Below are 17,515 nucleotides of genomic sequence, written 5' to 3'. Positions count from 1 at the left end.
CGGCCCAGGACCAACCCGCACCCCCCGACGAGCCGTTCGTCACCCCCGGGACAGAAAGACGTCACCGGGACGGGGTCACATTCGAGTTAGGTTAGGCTAACCTAACTCGAAGATGTGATTCCGTCCCTCATGTCCCGCCCGGACACTCCCCGCACGGAGGACCCCCACATGCGCTCGCACCTGCTCAACGACACGACCGCGGAGCGGTACCGCCGCTCCGCGACCGAAGGTATAGAGCGGGTGGCGGCCAAACTCGCCACCACCGACCGTCCGTTCACCGGCGTCACGGTCGACGCCCTCGCCCCCCGTATCGAGCAGATCGACCTGGACCGCCCGCTGCACGACACCTCGGCGGCCCTCGACGAACTCGAAGAGGTCTACCTCCGGGACGCGATCTACTTCCACCACCCGCGCTACCTCGCGCACCTCAACTGCCCGGTCGTCATCCCGGCCGTGGTCGGCGAGGCGGTCCTCTCGGCCGTCAACTCCTCCCTGGACACCTGGGACCAGTCGGCCGGCGGCACCCTCATCGAGCGCAGGCTCATCGACTGGACCAACGAGCGCATCGGCCTCGGCCCGGCCGCCGACGGCGTGTTCACCTCCGGCGGTTCGCAGTCCAACCTCCAGGCGTTGTTGCTCGCCCGCGAGGAGGTCAAGCCCGGGCGGGCAGGGTGGGAGTATCCGGACAGCCTCGCCAAACTGCGGATCTTCGCCTCCGAGGTCAGCCACTTCAGCGTCAGGAAGTCGGCCAAACTCCTCGGCCTGAGCGCTGACTCCGTCGTCTCGATCCCGGTCGACCACGACAAGCGGATGCAGACGGTCGCGCTCGCCCACGAACTGGAGCGCTGCAAGAGCGCCGGCCTCGTCCCCATGGCCGTCGTCGCCACCGCCGGGACCACCGACTTCGGCTCCATCGACCCGCTGCCCGAAATCGCCGAGCTGTGCTCGCAGTTCGGTACCTGGATGCATGTCGACGCCGCCTACGGCTGTGGGCTGCTCGCCTCCCTGAAGAACCGGGACCGTATCGACGGCATCGAGCGCGCCGACTCCGTCACCGTCGATTACCACAAGTCCTTCTTCCAGCCGGTGAGTTCGTCCGCCGTGCTGGTCCGGGACGCCGCCACCCTGCGGCACGCCACGTATCACGCGGAGTACCTCAACCCGGTCCGCGCGGTGCAGGAACGTATCCCCAACCAGGTGGACAAGTCCCTCCAGACGACCCGCCGCTTCGACGCGCTCAAGCTGTGGATGACGCTCCGGGTGATGGGCGCCGACGGGATCGGCGAACTCTTCGACGAGGTCTGCGACCTGGCCGCCGAGGGCTGGAAACTGCTGGCCGCCGACCCGCGCTTCGACGTCGTGGTCGCGCCCTCCCTCTCCACCCTCGTCTTCCGCTACATCCCGGGCGCGGTCACCGATCCCTCCGAGATCGACCGCGCCAACCTGTACGCCCGCAAGGCCCTGTTCGCCTCCGGTGACGCCGTCGTCGCGGGCACGAAGGTCGGGGGGCGGCACTACCTGAAGTTCACCCTGCTCAACCCCGAGACCACGACGGACGACATCACCGCCGTACTCGATCTGATCGCCGGCCATGCCGAGCAGTACCTTGGAGAGTCCCTTGACCGCGCTTCCTGAATCCGCGCTTTCTGAATCCGCCGTGAAAACACACGACTTCATCGGCATCGGACTGGGCCCCTTCAATCTCGGCCTCGCCTGCCTCACCGAGCCGATCGCCGAACTGGACGGCGTCTTCCTCGACTCCAAGCCCCACTTCGAGTGGCACTCCGGGATGTTCCTGGACGGCGCGCACCTCCAGACCCCGTTCATGTCGGACCTGGTCACCCTCGCCGATCCGACCTCCCCGTACTCCTTCCTCAACTACCTCAAGGAATCGGGCCGTCTGTACTCCTTCTACATCCGCGAGAACTTCTATCCGCTGCGTCTCGAATACGACGACTACTGCCGCTGGGCGGCCTCGAAGCTCTCCAGCGTCCGCTTCGACACGACGGTCACCGAGGTCAGTCACGAGGACGAGGTGTACGTCGTCCGCACGCAGGCCGGTGAGGAGTTCCGGGCCCGGCATCTGGTCCTGGGCACGGGCACCCCTCCGTACGTCCCCGAGGCCTGCGCCGGACTCGGCGGCGACTTCATCCACAACTCCCGCTATGTGCAGCACAAGCAGGAGCTGCAGTGCAAGGAGTCGATCACGCTCGTCGGCAGCGGGCAGTCCGCCGCCGAGATCTACTACGACCTGCTGAGCGAGATCGACGTCCACGGCTACCAGCTCAACTGGGTCACCCGCTCCCCGCGCTTCTTCCCCCTCGAATACACCAAGCTCACGCTGGAGATGACCTCCCCGGAGTACATCGACTACTTCCACGCGCTGCCCGAGCCGACCCGCTACCGCCTCCAGACGGAGCAGAAGGGCCTGTTCAAGGGCATCGACGGCGAGCTGATCGACTCGATCTTCGACCTGCTCTACCAGAAGAAGGTCGGCGGCGGCCCGGTCCCCACCCGGCTGCTCACCAACTCCTCGCTGGACACGGCGATTTACCGCGACGGGACGTACACCCTCGGTCTGCGTCAGGAGGAGCAGGGCAAGGAGTACGAGCTGAGCTCGCAGGGTCTGATCCTCGCCACCGGCTACAAGTACGTTGAGCCCGAGTTCCTCAAGCCGGTCCACGACCGGCTGCGCTACGACACCCGGGGCAACTTCGACGTGGCCCGCAACTACGCCATCGACACGACCGGGCGCGGGATCTTCCTCCAGAACGCCGGCGTCCACACGCACTCGATCACCTCGCCGGACCTCGGCATGGGCGCGTACCGCAACGCGTACATCATCCGCGAGCTGCTCGGCACCGAGTACTACCCGGTCGAGAAGACGATCGCGTTCCAGGAGTTCGCCGTATGAGCCCTCTCAGCCGCGGGAGTCGTACGAACCGTATGACCGCCACCGACATCGGCACGTTCACCATCCGCGCCCTCGATCCCTTCAAGGACGCCGAGCTGCTGCACAGTTGGGTCACGCACCCCAAGTCCGCGTTCTGGATGATGCAGGACGCCAGACTCCAGGACGTGGAGCGGGAGTACATGGCCATCGCGGCCGCCGAGCACCACCACGCGTTCCTCGGTCTGCTGGACGGTGAACCCGTCTTCCTGATGGAGAGTTACGACCCTCGGTACGTCGAACTCGTCGGCCTGTACGAGCCCCAGCCGGGCGATGTCGGCATGCACTTCCTGGTCGCGCCGACGGACACGCCCGTGCACGGCTTCACCCGGTCGGTGATCACCGCCGTCATGGCGGAGCTGTTCGCCGACCCCGCCACCCACCGGGTGGTCGTCGAACCCGATGTGAGCAACAAGGCGGTGCACGCACTCAACGAAGCCGTCGGCTTCGTCGCCGAGCGCGAGATCGACAAGCCCGAGAAGCGCGCGTTGCTGAGCTTCTGCACGCGTGAACAGTTCGACGCCGCGATACGAGACGTACGGAGTGTGGCGATATGACCCAGTCCGACGCCGTGGCGCACCTCTCCCCCGAGCGCTGGGACCGCGCCAACCGGCTGCTCGTCCGCAAGGCGCTCGCCGAGTTCGCACACGAACGGCTGATCACACCGGAGCCCAAGGGCGATGGCAATGGCGATGGCCAGTACGTCGTCCGCAGCGACGACGGGCTGACCCGCTACCGCTTCACCGCACGCCTCCGCGCGCTCGACCACTGGCAGGTCGACGCCGAGTCGATCACCCGCCACCGCGACGGCGCTGAACTCCCGCTCGCCGCCCTGGACTTCTTCATCGAGCTGAAGAAGTCCCTCGGCCTGAGCGACGAGGTGCTGCCCGTCTATCTGGAGGAGATCTCCTCCACCCTCTCGGGCACCTGCTTCAAGCTCACCAAGCCGCAGATCCCGGTCGCCGAACTCGCCAGGAGCGGCTTCCAGGAGATCGAGACCGGCATGACCGAGGGCCACCCCTGCTTCGTCGCCAACAACGGGCGGCTCGGCTTCGGCGTGCACGACTATCTGTCCTACGCCCCCGAGACCGCGAGCCCGGTCCGGCTGGTGTGGCTGGCCGCGCACCGCTCACGGGCGGCGTTCACAGCGGGCGTGGGCATCGAGTACGAGCCGTTCCTGCGCGAGGAGTTGGGCGCGGAGACCGTCGAGCGGTTCGCGAAGGCCCTCGCCGAACAGGGCCTCGACGCCGACGACTACCTCCTCATCCCTGTCCACCCCTGGCAGTGGTGGAACAAGCTGTCGGTGACGTTCGCGGCGGAGGTCGCGCAGCGGCACCTGGTCTGCCTCGGCGAGGGCGAGGACGAGTACCTGGCCCAGCAGTCGATCCGCACGTTCTTCAACAAGTCGCACCCCGAGAAGCATTACGTCAAAACGGCGCTCTCGGTCCTCAACATGGGCTTCATGCGCGGGCTTTCCGCCGCGTACATGGAGGCGACCCCGGCGATCAACGACTGGCTCGCCCAACTCATCGAGAACGACCCGGTGTTGAGGTCGACCGGCCTGTCGGTCATCCGCGAGCGGGCCGCCGTCGGCTACCGCCACCTGGAGTACGAGGCCGCCACCGACCGCTACTCCCCGTACCGCAAGATGCTCGCCGCCCTGTGGCGCGAGAGCCCGGTGCCCGCTCTCCAGGAGGGCGAGACCCTGGCGACGATGGCCTCCCTCGCCCATGTCGACCACGAGGGCAGGTCCTTCGCGGGCGCGCTGATCGAGCGGTCGGAGCTGAGCCCCGCGGAGTGGCTGCGCCGCTATCTGCGCGCCTACTTCACCCCGCTGCTGCACAGCTTCTACGCCTACGACCTGGTGTACATGCCGCACGGCGAGAACGTCATCCTGGTCCTCAAGGACGGCGTCGTGCAACGCGCGATCTACAAGGACATCGCCGAGGAGATCGCGGTCCTTGACCCGCAGGCGGTACTGCCGCCGGCCGTCGAGCGGATCCGCGTCGACGTCCCCGAGGACAAGAAGCTCCTGTCGATCTTCACGGACGTCTTCGACTGCTTCTTCCGCTTCCTCGCGGCGGACCTGGACACCGAGGGCATCCTCGACGAGGACCTCTTCTGGCGGACCGTCGCCGAGTCGGTGCGCGCCTACCAGGACGCGAATCCCGAACTCGCCGACAAGTTCCGGCAGTACGACATGTTCGCGCCGGAGTTCGCGCTGTCCTGCCTCAACCGCCTCCAACTCCGCAACAACAAGCAGATGGTGGACCTCGCCGACCCGTCCGGAGCCCTCCAGCTCGTCGGCAACCTGAAGAACCCGATCGCGGGTCTCTGAGACGGGTGGGGCTCAAGAGACAGCGGTCCCCTCCTGAGCCCCACCTCTACCCCATCAACTACTCGGTGGACCAGGGCACTTGGGGTGACCTGTAGTAGTTGATCCCCAACGCGTCCCAGCGGGGCGCCTGCGCCGCGAGCCGCACCTTGTACGTGTCCCAGTCGTGCGTAGACGCAGGTGACCAGCCGAGCTCGGCCGCACCGGGCAGCCGGGGGAACGCCATGTAGTCGATGTTCGCCGAGGTCACCAGCGTCTCGCTCCACAGCGGCGCCTCGACACCCTTGACCGCCGAACTGGGCACACCGGCAAGGTAGTTGCCCGGATCCCAGTCGTACGCCCGCTGCACCTCCACATAGCCCGCCCAGGTCAGCCCCAGCGGCGTGTCCTTGTTGTACTTCATGTCGAGGTAGGCCCGGTCGGCCGGCGACATGATCAGCCCGGTGCCGTTCCGCGCCGCCGCCGCGACCTGCTCCTTCTCCGCCGGGTTGGTGCCGTCCAGGCCCCAGTACTGGGCCAGCGCCCCTGGCGCCGGGGACGCCCCGGTCAGCTGATGCCAGCCGATCACCGTCTTGCCGTACTTGGCGACGATCGGCTGTACCCGGTCCATGAAGGCCTGGAAGTCGGCGTGCGGCGTGGAGTGGGCCTCGTCGCCGCCGATGTGGAGGTACTTGCCCGGCGTGATCGCGGCCAGCTCGCGGATCACGTCGTCCACGAAGTCGTACGTGACGTCCTTCGACACGCACAGCGAGCTGAAGCCGACGTTCGTGCCGGTGTAGAGCGGCGGGGCGACCCCGTCGCAGTTCAGTTCGGCGTACGAGGCGAGCGCGGCGTTGGTGTGCCCCGGCATGTCGATCTCGGGGATGACCTCCAGGTGGCGCGAGGAGGCGTACCGGACGATCTCCTTGTACTGGGCCTTGGTGTAGTAGCCGCCCTGTCCCCCGCCGACCTGCGTCGAGCCGCCGTAGGTGGTGAGCTGCGGCCAGGAGTCGATGGCGATGCGCCAGCCCTGGTCGTCGCTGAGGTGCAGGTGCAGCTTGTTGACCTTGTAGAGCGCCACCTCGTCGATGAAACGCTTGACCTGGTCGACGGTGAAGAAGTGCCGGGCCACGTCGAGCATCGCGCCACGGTAGGCGTAGCGCGGGGTGTCCTCGATGGTGCCGCCCGCGACGAACCAGGGGCCGGGCTGCGTGGAGTCCTTCTCCACCGAGGCCGGGAGAAGTTGGCGCAGGGTCTGCACGCCGTGGAAGAGGCCGGCCGGCGCGGCGGCGGTGATGGTGATGCCGGACCTGCCACTGTCGAGCCGGTAGCCCTCGGCGCCCAGCTCCTTTGCCCCCAGCCGGAGTTGGATGCCGCCTCCGCCGTGCGCCGACGGTGTGACCGGCAGCCGGTAGCCCGTGGAGGGCCGCAGAAGGTCCGCGAGATACTCGCCGACCTTGCGGACCTCGCCCGCCTCGTCCACGCGGATGCGGGTGTCGGCGGTGATGCGGTACGGGGTTCCGTGTGCGTCGACCGATGCGGGGGCCGGGATCACCTGGCCGAGCGGCGTGACGGTCCGGTCGGCAGTGGGGGGTGCCGCGCCGACGACGGAGATGGACGCTGCTGCCACAAGCAGCAACGTACTGAGAAGACGGGGCGTTCTGTGCTGTCTCACATGCGCTCCCTTCTAATGGGTATAGACCACCCTCCCCGTACAGCCGGTGAAAGAATCCCCCCATGGCGGAAATCATCCAGAGGGAAGGCACCTGGATCTTCGACGGTGACGCGCTGCGCCTGACTCCCGGACGCGACAGGAACGTCAGCCTGCTCCGCAGGACTTTGGGTGAACTGACCGTCCCGCTCGTTGCGTTGGCGGGCATCTCCTTCGAACAGGGCAGGAAGACCGGGCGGTTGAGGCTCAGACTGCGCGACGGCGCCGACCCCCTGCTCCAGGCGACCGGCGGCAGACTCGGGGAGCCGAACGACCCGTACCAGCTCACCGTCGAGACCGATCGTTACGGCGTCGCCGAGTACCTCGTGGACGAGGTCCGCAACGCACTGCTCCTGGACGAGGTGCCGTCCGGCCCCGTCGACGCCTATCTGCTGCCGGGTCCCGCCCTGCCCCTGTCCGTGTCCGCCGGGGACGGCACCGCGAGCTTCGACGGCGAACACGTACGCCTGGAGTGGAACTGGAAGACCGAGGACGCGAAGGCTGCCACCGGGGGACGGTCGCTCGCCCTGGGGGACGTCACCGGCGTCGAATGGCATCCGTCGGCCGGGCTGGAGAACGGGTACCTGCGCTTCACCGTGCGCGGTGCGGAGACGAAGGCGCCGCCCAAGTACGACCCCAACTCCGTGGAGTTGTGGGGCTTCAAGAAGGATCCGCTGATGGCGCTGGTCGCGGCGGCGGTGCAGGTGCGGTTGCCGCACCCTTCTGCCGCGCTTCTCCTCCCGGAGCCGGTGAAGGAGCTGTCGGTTGCCCCCGCCGAGGCCGACCATGACGCCCTGCTGCGCCGGTTGCGGGAGCTCGGCGAGCTGCACAGGTCCGGTGTCCTGACGGACGAGGAGTTCGCGATGGCCAAGCAGGCGGTCCTCAGAAGGATGTGAGGACCGCCTGCCGGAGGGAGGAAGTACGCCCCGCCTTCCGGGCGTACGAACGCCGACCGAGTGTGGCTGGTCGCGAACAGTTCTCTGAAGGGCGCTACTTGACCCTGCGTGCCACCGTGAAGTTGTCGATCTCCTCGCCCGTCTCGGCGATGCCCCGCACCTTCAGCGTGGCGAGGTGGCCCTTCGCCGCCGGCGTCACATCCACGCGCAGGAACGAGTAGTTGACGTAGCGCACGCGGGACCAGGCGACCGTCTCGGCCACGTGGACGTTGCCCTTCTGGGCGACGAAGGAGGCCACGGACTCGACGTCCTTCACATGGCCCTCGTAGGACTCGTCGGCGCTGAACGCGTACAGGCTGCGGCCCGCCGCGCCCGCGGTGGCGTACACGACGCCGTCGGTCTCCGGGTAGGCGGTGCCGCCGATCGGGAGCTTCTTGGTGACCTCGTTGCCCTTGATGACGTCGGTGCGCTCGTAGACGTGGTTGTGGCCGTTGATCACCAGGTCGACGGTGTACTTGTCGAAGAGCGGTACCCACTCCTGGCGTACGCCACCCTCGGAGGCGTGGGAGGTCGAGGTGCAGTACGCGCAGTGGTGGAAGAAGACCACGATGAAGTCGATGCCCTGGGCGCCCCGGTACTTCTTGAGCTGGGCCTCCAGCCACTTGGTCTGGGTGCCGCCGGAGATACCGAGGTTGGCCGGGATCTCGAAGGAGATGTCGTTGGCGTCCAGCGAGATGACCGCCGTGTTGCCGTGCGTGAAGGAGTACACGCCGGGGAGGTTCTTCTTGTCGGGCCCGTTGTCCGGCAGCTGCCAGCGGGCCTCCTCGCCGCCGTAGCCGTTGGGCGAGTACCAGGCCTCCATGTCGTGGTTGCCGTACGCCACCATCCACGGCACCTGCTTGGCGACCGTCTCGGTCTGCGCGAGGAACTGGTCCCAGATGCGCGAGTCGAAGCCGGTGTCGGTGGTCGAGCCCGCGCCGGTCGGGTCGGCGTAGCAGATGTCGCCCGCGTGCAGGTGGAAGGCCGGGTTCTGGGCCAGGATCAAGCTGTCGTTGGCGAGACCGTGATAGCTGACGCCCTGGTCGCCGAAGGCCGTGAAGGTGAACGACTCCGATTTGGCGGGCGCGGTGGTGAAGGTGCCGAGGGTGCCCGCGAGGTGCGCGGACGCCGGGTCGAAGCCGTCGTGACCGACGCCGTAGTAGTACGTCTGGCCAGGGCGCAGGTGGGTGAGCTGTGCGTGCAGGTAGTACTGCGTGTGGTCGGCACTCGCGCCGACACCGGTCGGGGTGTAGAGGCTGCGCACCTCGGCCGCGATCTTGCGGGAGAGGTCCCAGGGGTGGGCGCCGATGCGGATGTACGGCTTGCTGACGGCGGCCGGGACCTGCCAGGAGACCGTCATCTCGGTCTTCGGGTCGGCGCCGTAGGCGAGGTGGCGGCCGAAGGGGGCGACGAGCGCCCCGTCGACCTTCGCGGTGCTGGTGCTGGTGCTGATGCTGATGCTCTGCGTCGGTACAGCGGCCTGTGCGACCGCGCCCGGCACGAAGGCGCCGCCCGCGACGGCGCCCAGGGTCACGGCGCCGCCCCTGATCATCGTGCGGCGGGAGAACTTGGCGCGGAGGTATTCGTGCTGCTCGGCCATGCTCATGCGCGCGGCGAGCTTCTCCGGTACGCCCATGCGAGGAGTGTCCATGGCTCAAAAAGGTGCTCTGGACAGCCATCGTTACGCAAGACACAGCATGAACAGGCCCCAAACAGGATCCCATAAGAGTTTCAACAGTCACTTGCCCGATATCGGGCAGGATTCTTGCGATTGCCAGCGCTTTACCTCAGGATCAACGAGTGCACGACGAACTTGTTGATCATCTGACGCGCTCCTCGCCCCTCAACCGGGGCGAGGCGCTGCGTGTGGTCCAGGACGTGCTCGCCTACTTCGACGAGACGACCGAGGAGTACGTCCGTCGCCGCCACCGCGAACTCCAGGCGCAGGGCCTGGTGAACGCGTCGATCTTCGAGCGGATCGAGGCGGACCTGAAATACCGCGCGGTCGCGCCGCCGGAGCTCACGCTCAGGCAGCTGCGCCGCATCGTCTACGGCTAGATCATCTACGGCTAGGAAACGTCATCCATGTGCGGAATCGTCGGATACATCGGCAGGCGTGACGTCGCTCCCCTCCTCCTTGAGGGCCTCCAGCGACTGGAGTACCGCGGCTACGACTCGGCAGGCATCGTCGTCACGACGCCCAAGACGGGCGGCCTGAAGATGGTCAAGGCCAAGGGCCGGGTGCGCGATCTGGAGGCCAAGGTCCCCAAGCGTTTCGCCGGCACCACCGGTATCGCCCACACCCGCTGGGCCACCCACGGCGCCCCCTCCGACGTGAACGCCCACCCGCACCTGTCGGCCGACGGCAAGGTCGCCGTCGTCCACAACGGCATCATCGACAACGCCTCCGACCTGCGGAAGAAGCTGGAGGCCGACGGCGTCGAGTTCCTCTCCGAGACCGACACCGAGGTCCTCACCCATCTCATCGCCCGCTCCCAGCAGGAGAAGCTCGAGGACAAGGTCCGCGACGCGCTCCGCGTGATCGAGGGCACGTACGGCATCGCGGTCCTGCACGCCGACTTCCCCGAGCGCATCGTGGTGGCCCGCAACGGCTCCCCGGTCGTCCTCGGCATCGGCGAGAAGGAGATGTTCGTCGCCTCGGACATCGCCGCCCTGGTGACGCACACTCGGCAGATAGTGACCCTTGACGACGGCGAGATGGCCACTCTCAAGGCCGACGACTTCCGTACGTACACCACCGAGGGCACCCGTACGACGTCCGAGCCGACCACCGTGGAGTGGGAGGCCGCGTCGTACGACATGGGCGGCCACGACACGTACATGCACAAGGAGATCTTCGAGCAGGCGGAGGCCGTGGACCGCGTGCTGCGCGGCCGCATCGACGACCGCTTCTCCACCGTGCACCTCGGCGGCCTGAACCTGGACGCCCGGGAGGCGCGGCAGATCCGCCGCGTGAAGATCCTCGGCTGCGGCACCTCGTACCACGCCGGCATGATCGGCGCCCAGATGATCGAGGAGCTGGCCCGCATCCCCGCGGACGCCGAGCCGGCTTCGGAGTTCCGCTACCGCAACGCCGTGGTCGACCCCGACACGCTGTACGTCGCGGTCTCCCAGTCCGGTGAGACGTACGACGTCCTCGCCGCCGTCCAGGAACTGAAGCGCAAGGGCGCGCGGGTCCTCGGCGTGGTGAACGTGGTGGGCAGCGCCATCGCCCGTGAGGCCGACGGCGGTATGTACGTGCACGCAGGACCCGAGGTCTGCGTCGTCTCGACCAAGTGCTTCACCAACACCACGGTCGCCTTCGCGCTGCTCGCGCTGCATCTGGGCCGCACCCGCGACCTGTCGGTGCGCGACGGCAAGCGGATCATCGAGGGCCTGCGCAGGCTGCCGGGCCAGATCACCGAGATCCTCGACCGTGAGGACGAGATCAAGAAGCTGGCCGAGCAGTACGCCGAGGCCCGCTCGATGCTCTTCATCGGCCGTGTCCGGGGCTACCCGGTGGCCCGTGAGGCCTCCCTGAAGCTCAAGGAGGTCTCGTACATCCACGCCGAGGCCTACCCGGCCTCCGAGCTGAAGCACGGCCCGCTGGCGCTCATCGAGCCTGCCCTGCCGACGGTCGCCATCGTCCCGAACGACGACCTCCTGGAGAAGAACCGCGCCGCCCTGGAGGAGATCAAGGCCCGCAGCGGCAGGATCCTCGCGGTCGCGCACCAGGAGCAGGAGAAGGCCGACCAGACGATCGTCGTCCCGAAGAACGAGGACGAACTGGACCCGATCCTCATGGGCATCCCCCTCCAACTCCTCGCCTACCACACGGCCTTGGCCCTGGGCCGGGACATCGACAAGCCGCGGAACCTGGCGAAGTCGGTGACGGTGGAGTAAATATCCACGAAGTCACCGAAGCGATAGCTGAGGAACCCCCACGGCGAGCAACCACCTCCGCGGGAGTGGCGCCGGTTCAGGCGCAAGGAACGGGTCCCCGTGCATGCCACCAGCACACGGGGACCCATTCTTTTCAGGGGCCGGGGCCGCCCAATTGCCCCGGGCCCGCGCCGACTTCAGCCGGTGGCCGTCACCCGCCGGCCGGCGGCGCGTCGAGGAAGAGCGCCGCACCGGTGAAGGCGTCATGGTCCACGGCGGGCTCCCTTCGTGCTTGTGCGGTTGTGCGGTGACCGATATATTCCCTTCACAAGCGCACAAACACCTCTACGCGCAAGTAGATCTGCACGGCTTTCCACCCAGCGGGGAAAGAGAGTTGAACGGGCTGGCCGCGCATCCCACCTGGGGCGACGGCGAGTCGCCGAACAGAAACGACAGGGTTTGCCCGGCGCTCAGGGGATGACGACGACCGGGCGCTGCGCACGCTTGGCGAGCCGGCCCGCGACCGAGCCGAAGATGCGCCCGACGATGCCGTGCGTGGAGCCGACGACGATCGCGTCCGCCTCGTACTCCCGCCCCACCTCTTCGAGTTCGTGGCAGATGTCGCCGCCGCGCTCGACAAGGATCCACGGGACTTCGGCCAGATACTCGGCGCAGGCGAGTTCGAGGCCGAGCAACTCGGTGCGATGGTCCGGCACATCGACGAAGACCGGGGGCTCGCAGCCCGCCCACACCGTGGTGGGCAGCCGGTTGGCGACGTGGACGATGATCAGCCCGGAGCCGGAGCGGTGGGCCATGCCGATCGCGTAGGCGAGGGCGCGCTCGCTGGACGTCGAGCCGTCGAAGCCGACGACGACGCCGTGCTTGAAGGCGGGGTCGCAGGACTGGCGTAGTTCTTCCGCCGCCAGGGGCTCGGCCGCCGTGGGATCGGCGAGCGGGCGCTGGCGGTCCGCGGGATCGAAGTATTCGTGACCGGCCATGGGTATCTCGGCGTTTGGATCCTCGTGGTGGGACGACGACAACGTGCGGCAGAGCTGTGTCCGGGAATCATCTTCCCAACCCCATACCCCAAAGGGTACGGCGGCACGCCTCCTCTGCCCAGATCCCGCGTGCGCTACGCGGCGTTCATCGGAGCATGCATGAGGAGCCGCCCGTAACGCAATGGTTGCTGCCCCGTACAGGCGGTTTGCACAGGGTTCACCCAGGCGTGCGGCACAGTGACCTGCCGGTCGGCCAGGCGTTGAACCTTTCGGCCGCCGCCAGGGGGAGCAATGGAGCACCAGGTACGTACGAGGGAGCACACTGTGCCCGGACCCGAGACCTCGTCCCGCCCCACCCCCCGGGCGCATGCCGCGGCACCCGCCGTCCCGGACACGGCGAGCGATGTGGTGCGTTGGGCGGCCTTCAGCTGTGTGTTGGTCCCGGTGGTTCTCGTCTGGTCCGGCACCTCACTCGCCGGCGCGGCCGGTACGGCGCTGGGCCTGGCGGCCGTGACCGCGGCCTGCCGGGTGCTGTTGCGTCAGTCCGAGCGGGGTGCGGCGCAACTGCTCGTCCAGGAGCGCACCCCGGTCCGCGGACGGCACGGCGGGCACGGAGTTCCGGCCTTCCGCGGAGCGACCGTCCCCAACGGAGTGCCGGCCTCCCGCGGAGCGGAGGGCGTGGGCGGCCCGCACGGCAGGTCTGGCGCGGGGGCGCACAGAGGCGGTCGGCACGGTGGGGGAAACAGGCCGGTCGACTGACCGGTTTACGCGCACGCGCCCGCTTCTTTTCAGCCAACTTCTGCGCATGGCTCGTTCCGTGGTCGAACGACCCCTCACCCCCCGTTCGACCTGCAATGAAAGGACCGTAGAGGGCTCGCGCACCCTACGTGGATTGGCCACTGGCACGAGGCGTACTTCCCTGCACGGCCCACGAGTGCAACGCTTCGTGATCGAATGCTTCACGCCAAGTTGCCTTGTCGACATTCTGTTGAGTATCGAACTGGTCACCTTGGCGCCACGGGACACAGTAGATTCGATCTTGACGTCTTACGGCGGGGGACTCGTGCAGGACCGAGGGGAAACGTGCAGGAGCGACACAACCGAGGAGCCGCGACCACCGAGGGGGGCTTAGCAGGATGAGCCACGACTCCACTGCCGCGCCGGAAGCCGCGGCCCGGAAACTTTCCGGGCGACGCCGCAAGGAGATCGTTGCGGTGCTGCTGTTCAGCGGCGGCCCCATCTTCGAGAGTTCCATACCGCTGTCGGTGTTCGGGATTGACCGCCAGGACGCCGGCGTACCGCGCTATCGCCTTTTGGTGAGCGCGGGCGAGGAAGGCCCGCTGCGGACCACAGGAGGCCTGGAACTCACCGCGCCACATGGCCTGGAAGCGATCTCGCGGGCAGGCACGGTGGTCGTGCCCGCCTGGCGGTCGATCACCTCGCCACCACCGGAGGAGGCACTCGACGCACTGCGCCGGGCGCACGAGGAGGGCGCCCGCATAGTCGGGCTGTGCACCGGCGCCTTCGTGCTGGCCGCGGCGGGCCTGCTGGACGGCCGTCCGGCGACCACTCACTGGATGTACGCGCCGACGCTCGCCAAGCGCTACCCGTCCGTCCACGTCGACCCACGAGAACTCTTCGTGGACGACGGAGACGTACTGACATCGGCGGGTACGGCGGCCGGAATCGACCTCTGTCTGCACATCGTGCGGACGGACCACGGCAACGAAGCGGCCGGCGCGCTGGCCCGTCGTCTGGTCGTCCCCCCGCGCCGCAGCGGCGGTCAGGAGCGCTACCTCGACCGGTCCTTGCCGGAGGAGATCGGCGCCGACCCCCTCGCGGAGGTCGTCGCCTGGGCGCTGGAGCATCTGCACGAGCAGTTCGACGTGGAGACGCTGGCGGCACGCGCGTACATGAGCCGGCGGACCTTCGACCGCCGTTTCCGGTCGCTCACCGGGAGCGCTCCCCTGCAGTGGCTGATCACGCAGCGGGTGCTCCAGGCGCAGCGTCTTCTGGAGACGTCGGACTACTCGGTCGACGAGGTGGCGGGCCGTTGTGGCTTCCGTTCGCCGGTCGCGTTGCGGGGTCACTTCCGGCGCCAGCTCGGCTCGTCGCCGGCTGCGTACCGGGCCGCGTACCGGGCTCGTCGTCCGCAGTCCGCCGACCGGCAGTCGGACCCGGAGGGCGGCGGTCCGGCGGGGCCGCCACCGGCCATCCACCAGGAGACCTCGGTTCCGTCGCAGACCCGCCGTACGGCGGCTGCGGGCATCGTCGCTGCGTCGACGTCCATGTCGACGGACGCGGGCAAGGTGGGCGCTGAGCTGTACGCGGCAGGGCGGGCGAGCCTTCCGGGGCAGCGCGGCGTCCAGTAACGCCCACCATTTCCACCATTCGCGCCGTTCTCCACGGGCGGGGGCCCTCGGGTCCCCGCCCGTGCCGCACGCACGAGCGGTTCACCCGGGCGTGGTGGGCCGTAGGGTGAGGCACATGAACGATCGCATGGTGTGGATCGACTGCGAGATGACCGGTCTCTCGCTGTCGGATGACGCGCTCATCGAGGTGGCCGCGCTGGTCACCGACTCTGAGCTGAACGTACTCGGTGAAGGCGTGGACATCGTGATCAAGCCGCCGGACAGGGCGCTGGAGACGATGCCGGACGTGGTGCGCGCCATGCACACGAAGTCCGGTCTCCTCACCGAGCTGGCCGCGGGTACGACCCTGGCGGACGCCGAGGCGCAGGTCCTCGCCTACGTACGTGAGCACGTCAAGGAACCGGGCAAGGCGCCGCTGTGCGGAAACTCGGTGGGCACGGACCGGGGATTCATCCTCCGTGACATGCCGACCCTGGAGGAGTACCTCCACTACCGCATCGTGGACGTCTCCTCCGTCAAGGAGCTGGCCCGCCGCTGGTATCCCCGCGCGTACTTCAACAGCCCGGACAAGAACGGCAACCACCGCGCCCTGGCGGACATCCGCGAGTCCATCGCCGAGCTCCGCTACTACCGCGAGGCGGTCTTCGTCCCGCAGCCCGGCCCCGACTCGGAGACCGCCCGCGCCATCGCCGCGAAGCACGTCCTGCCCGTCGAGTAGAGCCGGCCAGGCCCTTTCGGAACCGGACAGACCTTTGTCGGGGCCCTGATGGGCCCCCACAAAAGCCGGGGGCGAGCACCCCTTCGGACCCTGTACACTTTTTCTCGGCCGGTCGGAAAAACCCAGACCGGACATGGTGGGTGTAGCTCAGCTGGTAGAGCACCTGGTTGTGGTCCAGGATGCCGCGGGTTCAAGTCCCGTCACTCACCCTCTTCTAAGAGGCCGTTGACCTGCGATTGGCAGGTCAACGGCCTCTTTTGGCTCCTCTGCGGCCACACCGGTGGCCACCCGGGGTCTTGAGAAGGGTCCTAACTTCCCCTCAGGGCAAGCATTCGACAGCGCGTCCGCAGGGACGGCAGCACTGCGCATCAGGTTCGGTGGCGTGAGGGTGGCGCCAGGGACGGCGCCCCTCAGTCCGAGGTCTTCGACTCCGAGCCGGAGGCGAAGCAGTTCCAGAGTCTCGTGGACGCCCACGGCCAGCAGTGGCCGCCGGGGTGGGTCAAGGGCGAGGGCTTCGTCCAGCCGGGCGAGAACAAGAGCGTCGTCTCCTTCGCCACGTGGGCCGAACACTTCGTGGAGACCCTCACCGGCGTGGAGATCCGCACCCGGTTCGACTACCGGCGCGACATCAAGAGGCACCTCCTCCCCCACTTCGGGGACAAGGACATCTGCGACCCGGAGGCCATCACCGCCAGTGACGTCAGGCGCTGGGTCAACGCCATGGAGACCGGACAGCGCAACAAGACAAAGGAGTGGGTCCGCAAGCCCGTCTCCCCCAAGACCATCGCGAACCTGCACGGCCTCCTGTACTCGATCTTCCAGTCCGCCGTGGAGGCACAGCCGCAGCTCCGTGCCGCCAACCCCTGCGCCCGGACCCGCCTGCCCCGCGTGGACAACGGCGTCGAGGACGAGATGGTCTTTCTGGAGCGCGAGGAGTTCGAGCGGGTCAAGGTCGCCATGGCCGGAATCTGCAAGGGGGACACGGTCGACCTGATCGACCTCATGGTGGGCACCGGGCTGCGCTGGGGCGAGATCTCCGCTCTCCAGATCCGCGACATCACCGTCCGGGGCCAGCACAGCGTCCTGCGGGTCCAGCGGGCGTGGAAGCGCCAGGACGACAACACCCTCCTGCTCGGTCCGCCCAAGACCAAGAAGTCCCGCCGAACCGTCGCCCTCTCCCCCGCCCTGGTCGAGATCCTCCAGCGCAACACCGAGGGCAAGAAGGCCGAGCACTTTATCTTCACGACGGTCACCGGCAAAGCGTGGCGGCACGGGAACTTCTACAACCGCCGGTGGCTCCCCGCCGTGGCCCAGGCCCAGAACGACGGCCTCATGAAGAAGCCCCGGCCGCACGACCTCCGCCACACCCACGTGGCCTGGCTGATCGCCGCCAACGTCCCGCTGCCCGCCATCCAGGCCCGGCTGGGCCACGAGTCCATCACCACCACCGTGGACCGCTACGGACACCTGATCCAGCAGCTCGACGACGAGGTGGCCGCCGCAGTGGAGGCCGCCATGACGGGCAAGCGGCAGAGCCTCCGCCTGGCCTCCTGAACACAGCGAAGCCCCTGACCGAATCTGGCGGGTTCTATTGATCCCCGCAACACCCTGGAGTTCAGGGAGTTGCGGGGATCG

The 17,515-nt window shown here is 68.0% G+C and carries 14 protein-coding genes and 1 tRNA gene; 12 read left to right on the top strand and 3 right to left on the bottom strand.

Annotated elements, in window-relative coordinates:
- Positions 1-168 precede the first annotated feature (168 nt).
- The 4 genes from desA to ACFWP7_RS00060 are packed head-to-tail and all read left to right on the top strand — an operon-like array spanning position 169 to position 5,288.
- Positions 169-1,635, top strand: a complete 1,467-nt coding sequence (desA, locus tag ACFWP7_RS00075) for a lysine decarboxylase DesA (RefSeq protein WP_384373431.1) — start codon at positions 169-171, stop codon at positions 1,633-1,635.
- Positions 1,592-2,914: a lysine N(6)-hydroxylase/L-ornithine N(5)-oxygenase family protein gene (locus tag ACFWP7_RS00070; RefSeq protein ID WP_384373428.1), complete on the top strand. Its 1,323-nt coding sequence runs from the start codon at positions 1,592-1,594 to the stop codon at positions 2,912-2,914. Before desA ends, ACFWP7_RS00070 begins: the two co-directional genes overlap by 44 nt.
- Before the next feature lie 32 nt (positions 2,915-2,946).
- Positions 2,947-3,507 carry a GNAT family N-acetyltransferase gene (locus tag ACFWP7_RS00065; protein WP_384374080.1) on the top strand — a complete coding sequence of 187 codons (561 nt, stop codon included), beginning with the start codon at positions 2,947-2,949 and terminating at the stop codon, positions 3,505-3,507.
- Positions 3,504-5,288 (top strand): IucA/IucC family protein, encoded by a 1,785-nt coding sequence (locus ACFWP7_RS00060; RefSeq protein ID WP_384373425.1) that lies wholly within the window; start codon positions 3,504-3,506, stop codon positions 5,286-5,288. Before ACFWP7_RS00065 ends, ACFWP7_RS00060 begins: the two co-directional genes overlap by 4 nt.
- 58 nt (positions 5,289-5,346) lie before the next feature.
- Here ACFWP7_RS00060 and ACFWP7_RS00055 read toward each other — a convergent pair whose 3' ends face one another.
- A complete protein-coding gene (locus ACFWP7_RS00055; RefSeq protein ID WP_384373422.1) occupies positions 5,347-6,894 on the bottom strand; it encodes a beta-N-acetylhexosaminidase in 1,548 nt (515 codons plus the stop codon).
- A 107-nt stretch (positions 6,895-7,001) separates the two neighbouring features.
- Here ACFWP7_RS00055 and ACFWP7_RS00050 point away from each other — a divergent pair, with 107 nt between their 5' ends.
- Positions 7,002-7,871 (top strand): DUF4429 domain-containing protein, encoded by an 870-nt coding sequence (locus tag ACFWP7_RS00050; RefSeq protein ID WP_384373419.1) that lies wholly within the window; start codon positions 7,002-7,004, stop codon positions 7,869-7,871.
- A gap of 94 nt (positions 7,872-7,965) precedes the next feature.
- On the opposite strand, the gene ACFWP7_RS00045 is transcribed toward ACFWP7_RS00050, so the two are convergent.
- Positions 7,966-9,546, bottom strand: coding sequence for a purple acid phosphatase family protein (locus tag ACFWP7_RS00045; protein ID WP_384373416.1), 1,581 nt, complete (start codon positions 9,544-9,546; stop codon positions 7,966-7,968).
- A gap of 164 nt (positions 9,547-9,710) precedes the next feature.
- Here ACFWP7_RS00045 and ACFWP7_RS00040 point away from each other — a divergent pair, with 164 nt between their 5' ends.
- Positions 9,711-9,968 (top strand): hypothetical protein, encoded by a 258-nt coding sequence (locus tag ACFWP7_RS00040; RefSeq protein ID WP_266461726.1) that lies wholly within the window; start codon positions 9,711-9,713, stop codon positions 9,966-9,968.
- Positions 9,969-9,995: 27 nt separating this feature from the next.
- Positions 9,996-11,813, top strand: a complete 1,818-nt coding sequence (glmS, locus tag ACFWP7_RS00035; protein WP_384373413.1) for a glutamine--fructose-6-phosphate transaminase (isomerizing) — start codon at positions 9,996-9,998, stop codon at positions 11,811-11,813.
- A gap of 449 nt (positions 11,814-12,262) precedes the next feature.
- Here glmS and ACFWP7_RS00030 read toward each other — a convergent pair whose 3' ends face one another.
- Positions 12,263-12,790, bottom strand: coding sequence for a universal stress protein (locus ACFWP7_RS00030; protein ID WP_365436699.1), 528 nt, complete (start codon positions 12,788-12,790; stop codon positions 12,263-12,265).
- 324 nt (positions 12,791-13,114) lie between these two features.
- Between ACFWP7_RS00030 and ACFWP7_RS00025 the strand changes: the two genes are divergently transcribed.
- The 5 genes from ACFWP7_RS00025 (at position 13,115) to ACFWP7_RS00005 (ending at position 17,434) form a co-directional block, all read left to right on the top strand.
- Positions 13,115-13,549: a hypothetical protein gene (locus tag ACFWP7_RS00025; protein WP_384373410.1), complete on the top strand. Its 435-nt coding sequence runs from the start codon at positions 13,115-13,117 to the stop codon at positions 13,547-13,549.
- 377 nt (positions 13,550-13,926) lie between these two features.
- The gene (locus ACFWP7_RS00020; RefSeq protein ID WP_384373407.1) at positions 13,927-15,162 is read left to right on the top strand and encodes a helix-turn-helix domain-containing protein; all 1,236 of its coding nucleotides are present in this window, start codon (positions 13,927-13,929) and stop codon (positions 15,160-15,162) included.
- 115 nt (positions 15,163-15,277) lie between these two features.
- Positions 15,278-15,880: an oligoribonuclease gene (gene orn, locus ACFWP7_RS00015; RefSeq protein WP_384373404.1), complete on the top strand. Its 603-nt coding sequence runs from the start codon at positions 15,278-15,280 to the stop codon at positions 15,878-15,880.
- Positions 15,881-16,016: 136 nt separating this feature from the next.
- Positions 16,017-16,089, top strand: a tRNA-His gene (locus ACFWP7_RS00010).
- A 253-nt stretch (positions 16,090-16,342) separates the two neighbouring features.
- On the top strand, positions 16,343-17,434 hold the full coding sequence (locus ACFWP7_RS00005) for a tyrosine-type recombinase/integrase (RefSeq protein WP_384373401.1): 1,092 nt from the start codon (positions 16,343-16,345) through the stop codon (positions 17,432-17,434).
- The last annotated feature ends 81 nt before the right edge of the window (positions 17,435-17,515 follow it).

Origin of the sequence: Streptomyces sp. NPDC058470, from assembly GCF_042721055.1 — a bacterium.
GTDB lineage: Bacteria > Actinomycetota > Actinomycetes > Streptomycetales > Streptomycetaceae > Streptomyces.
This window is presented reverse-complemented; position numbering and strand designations above follow the sequence as displayed.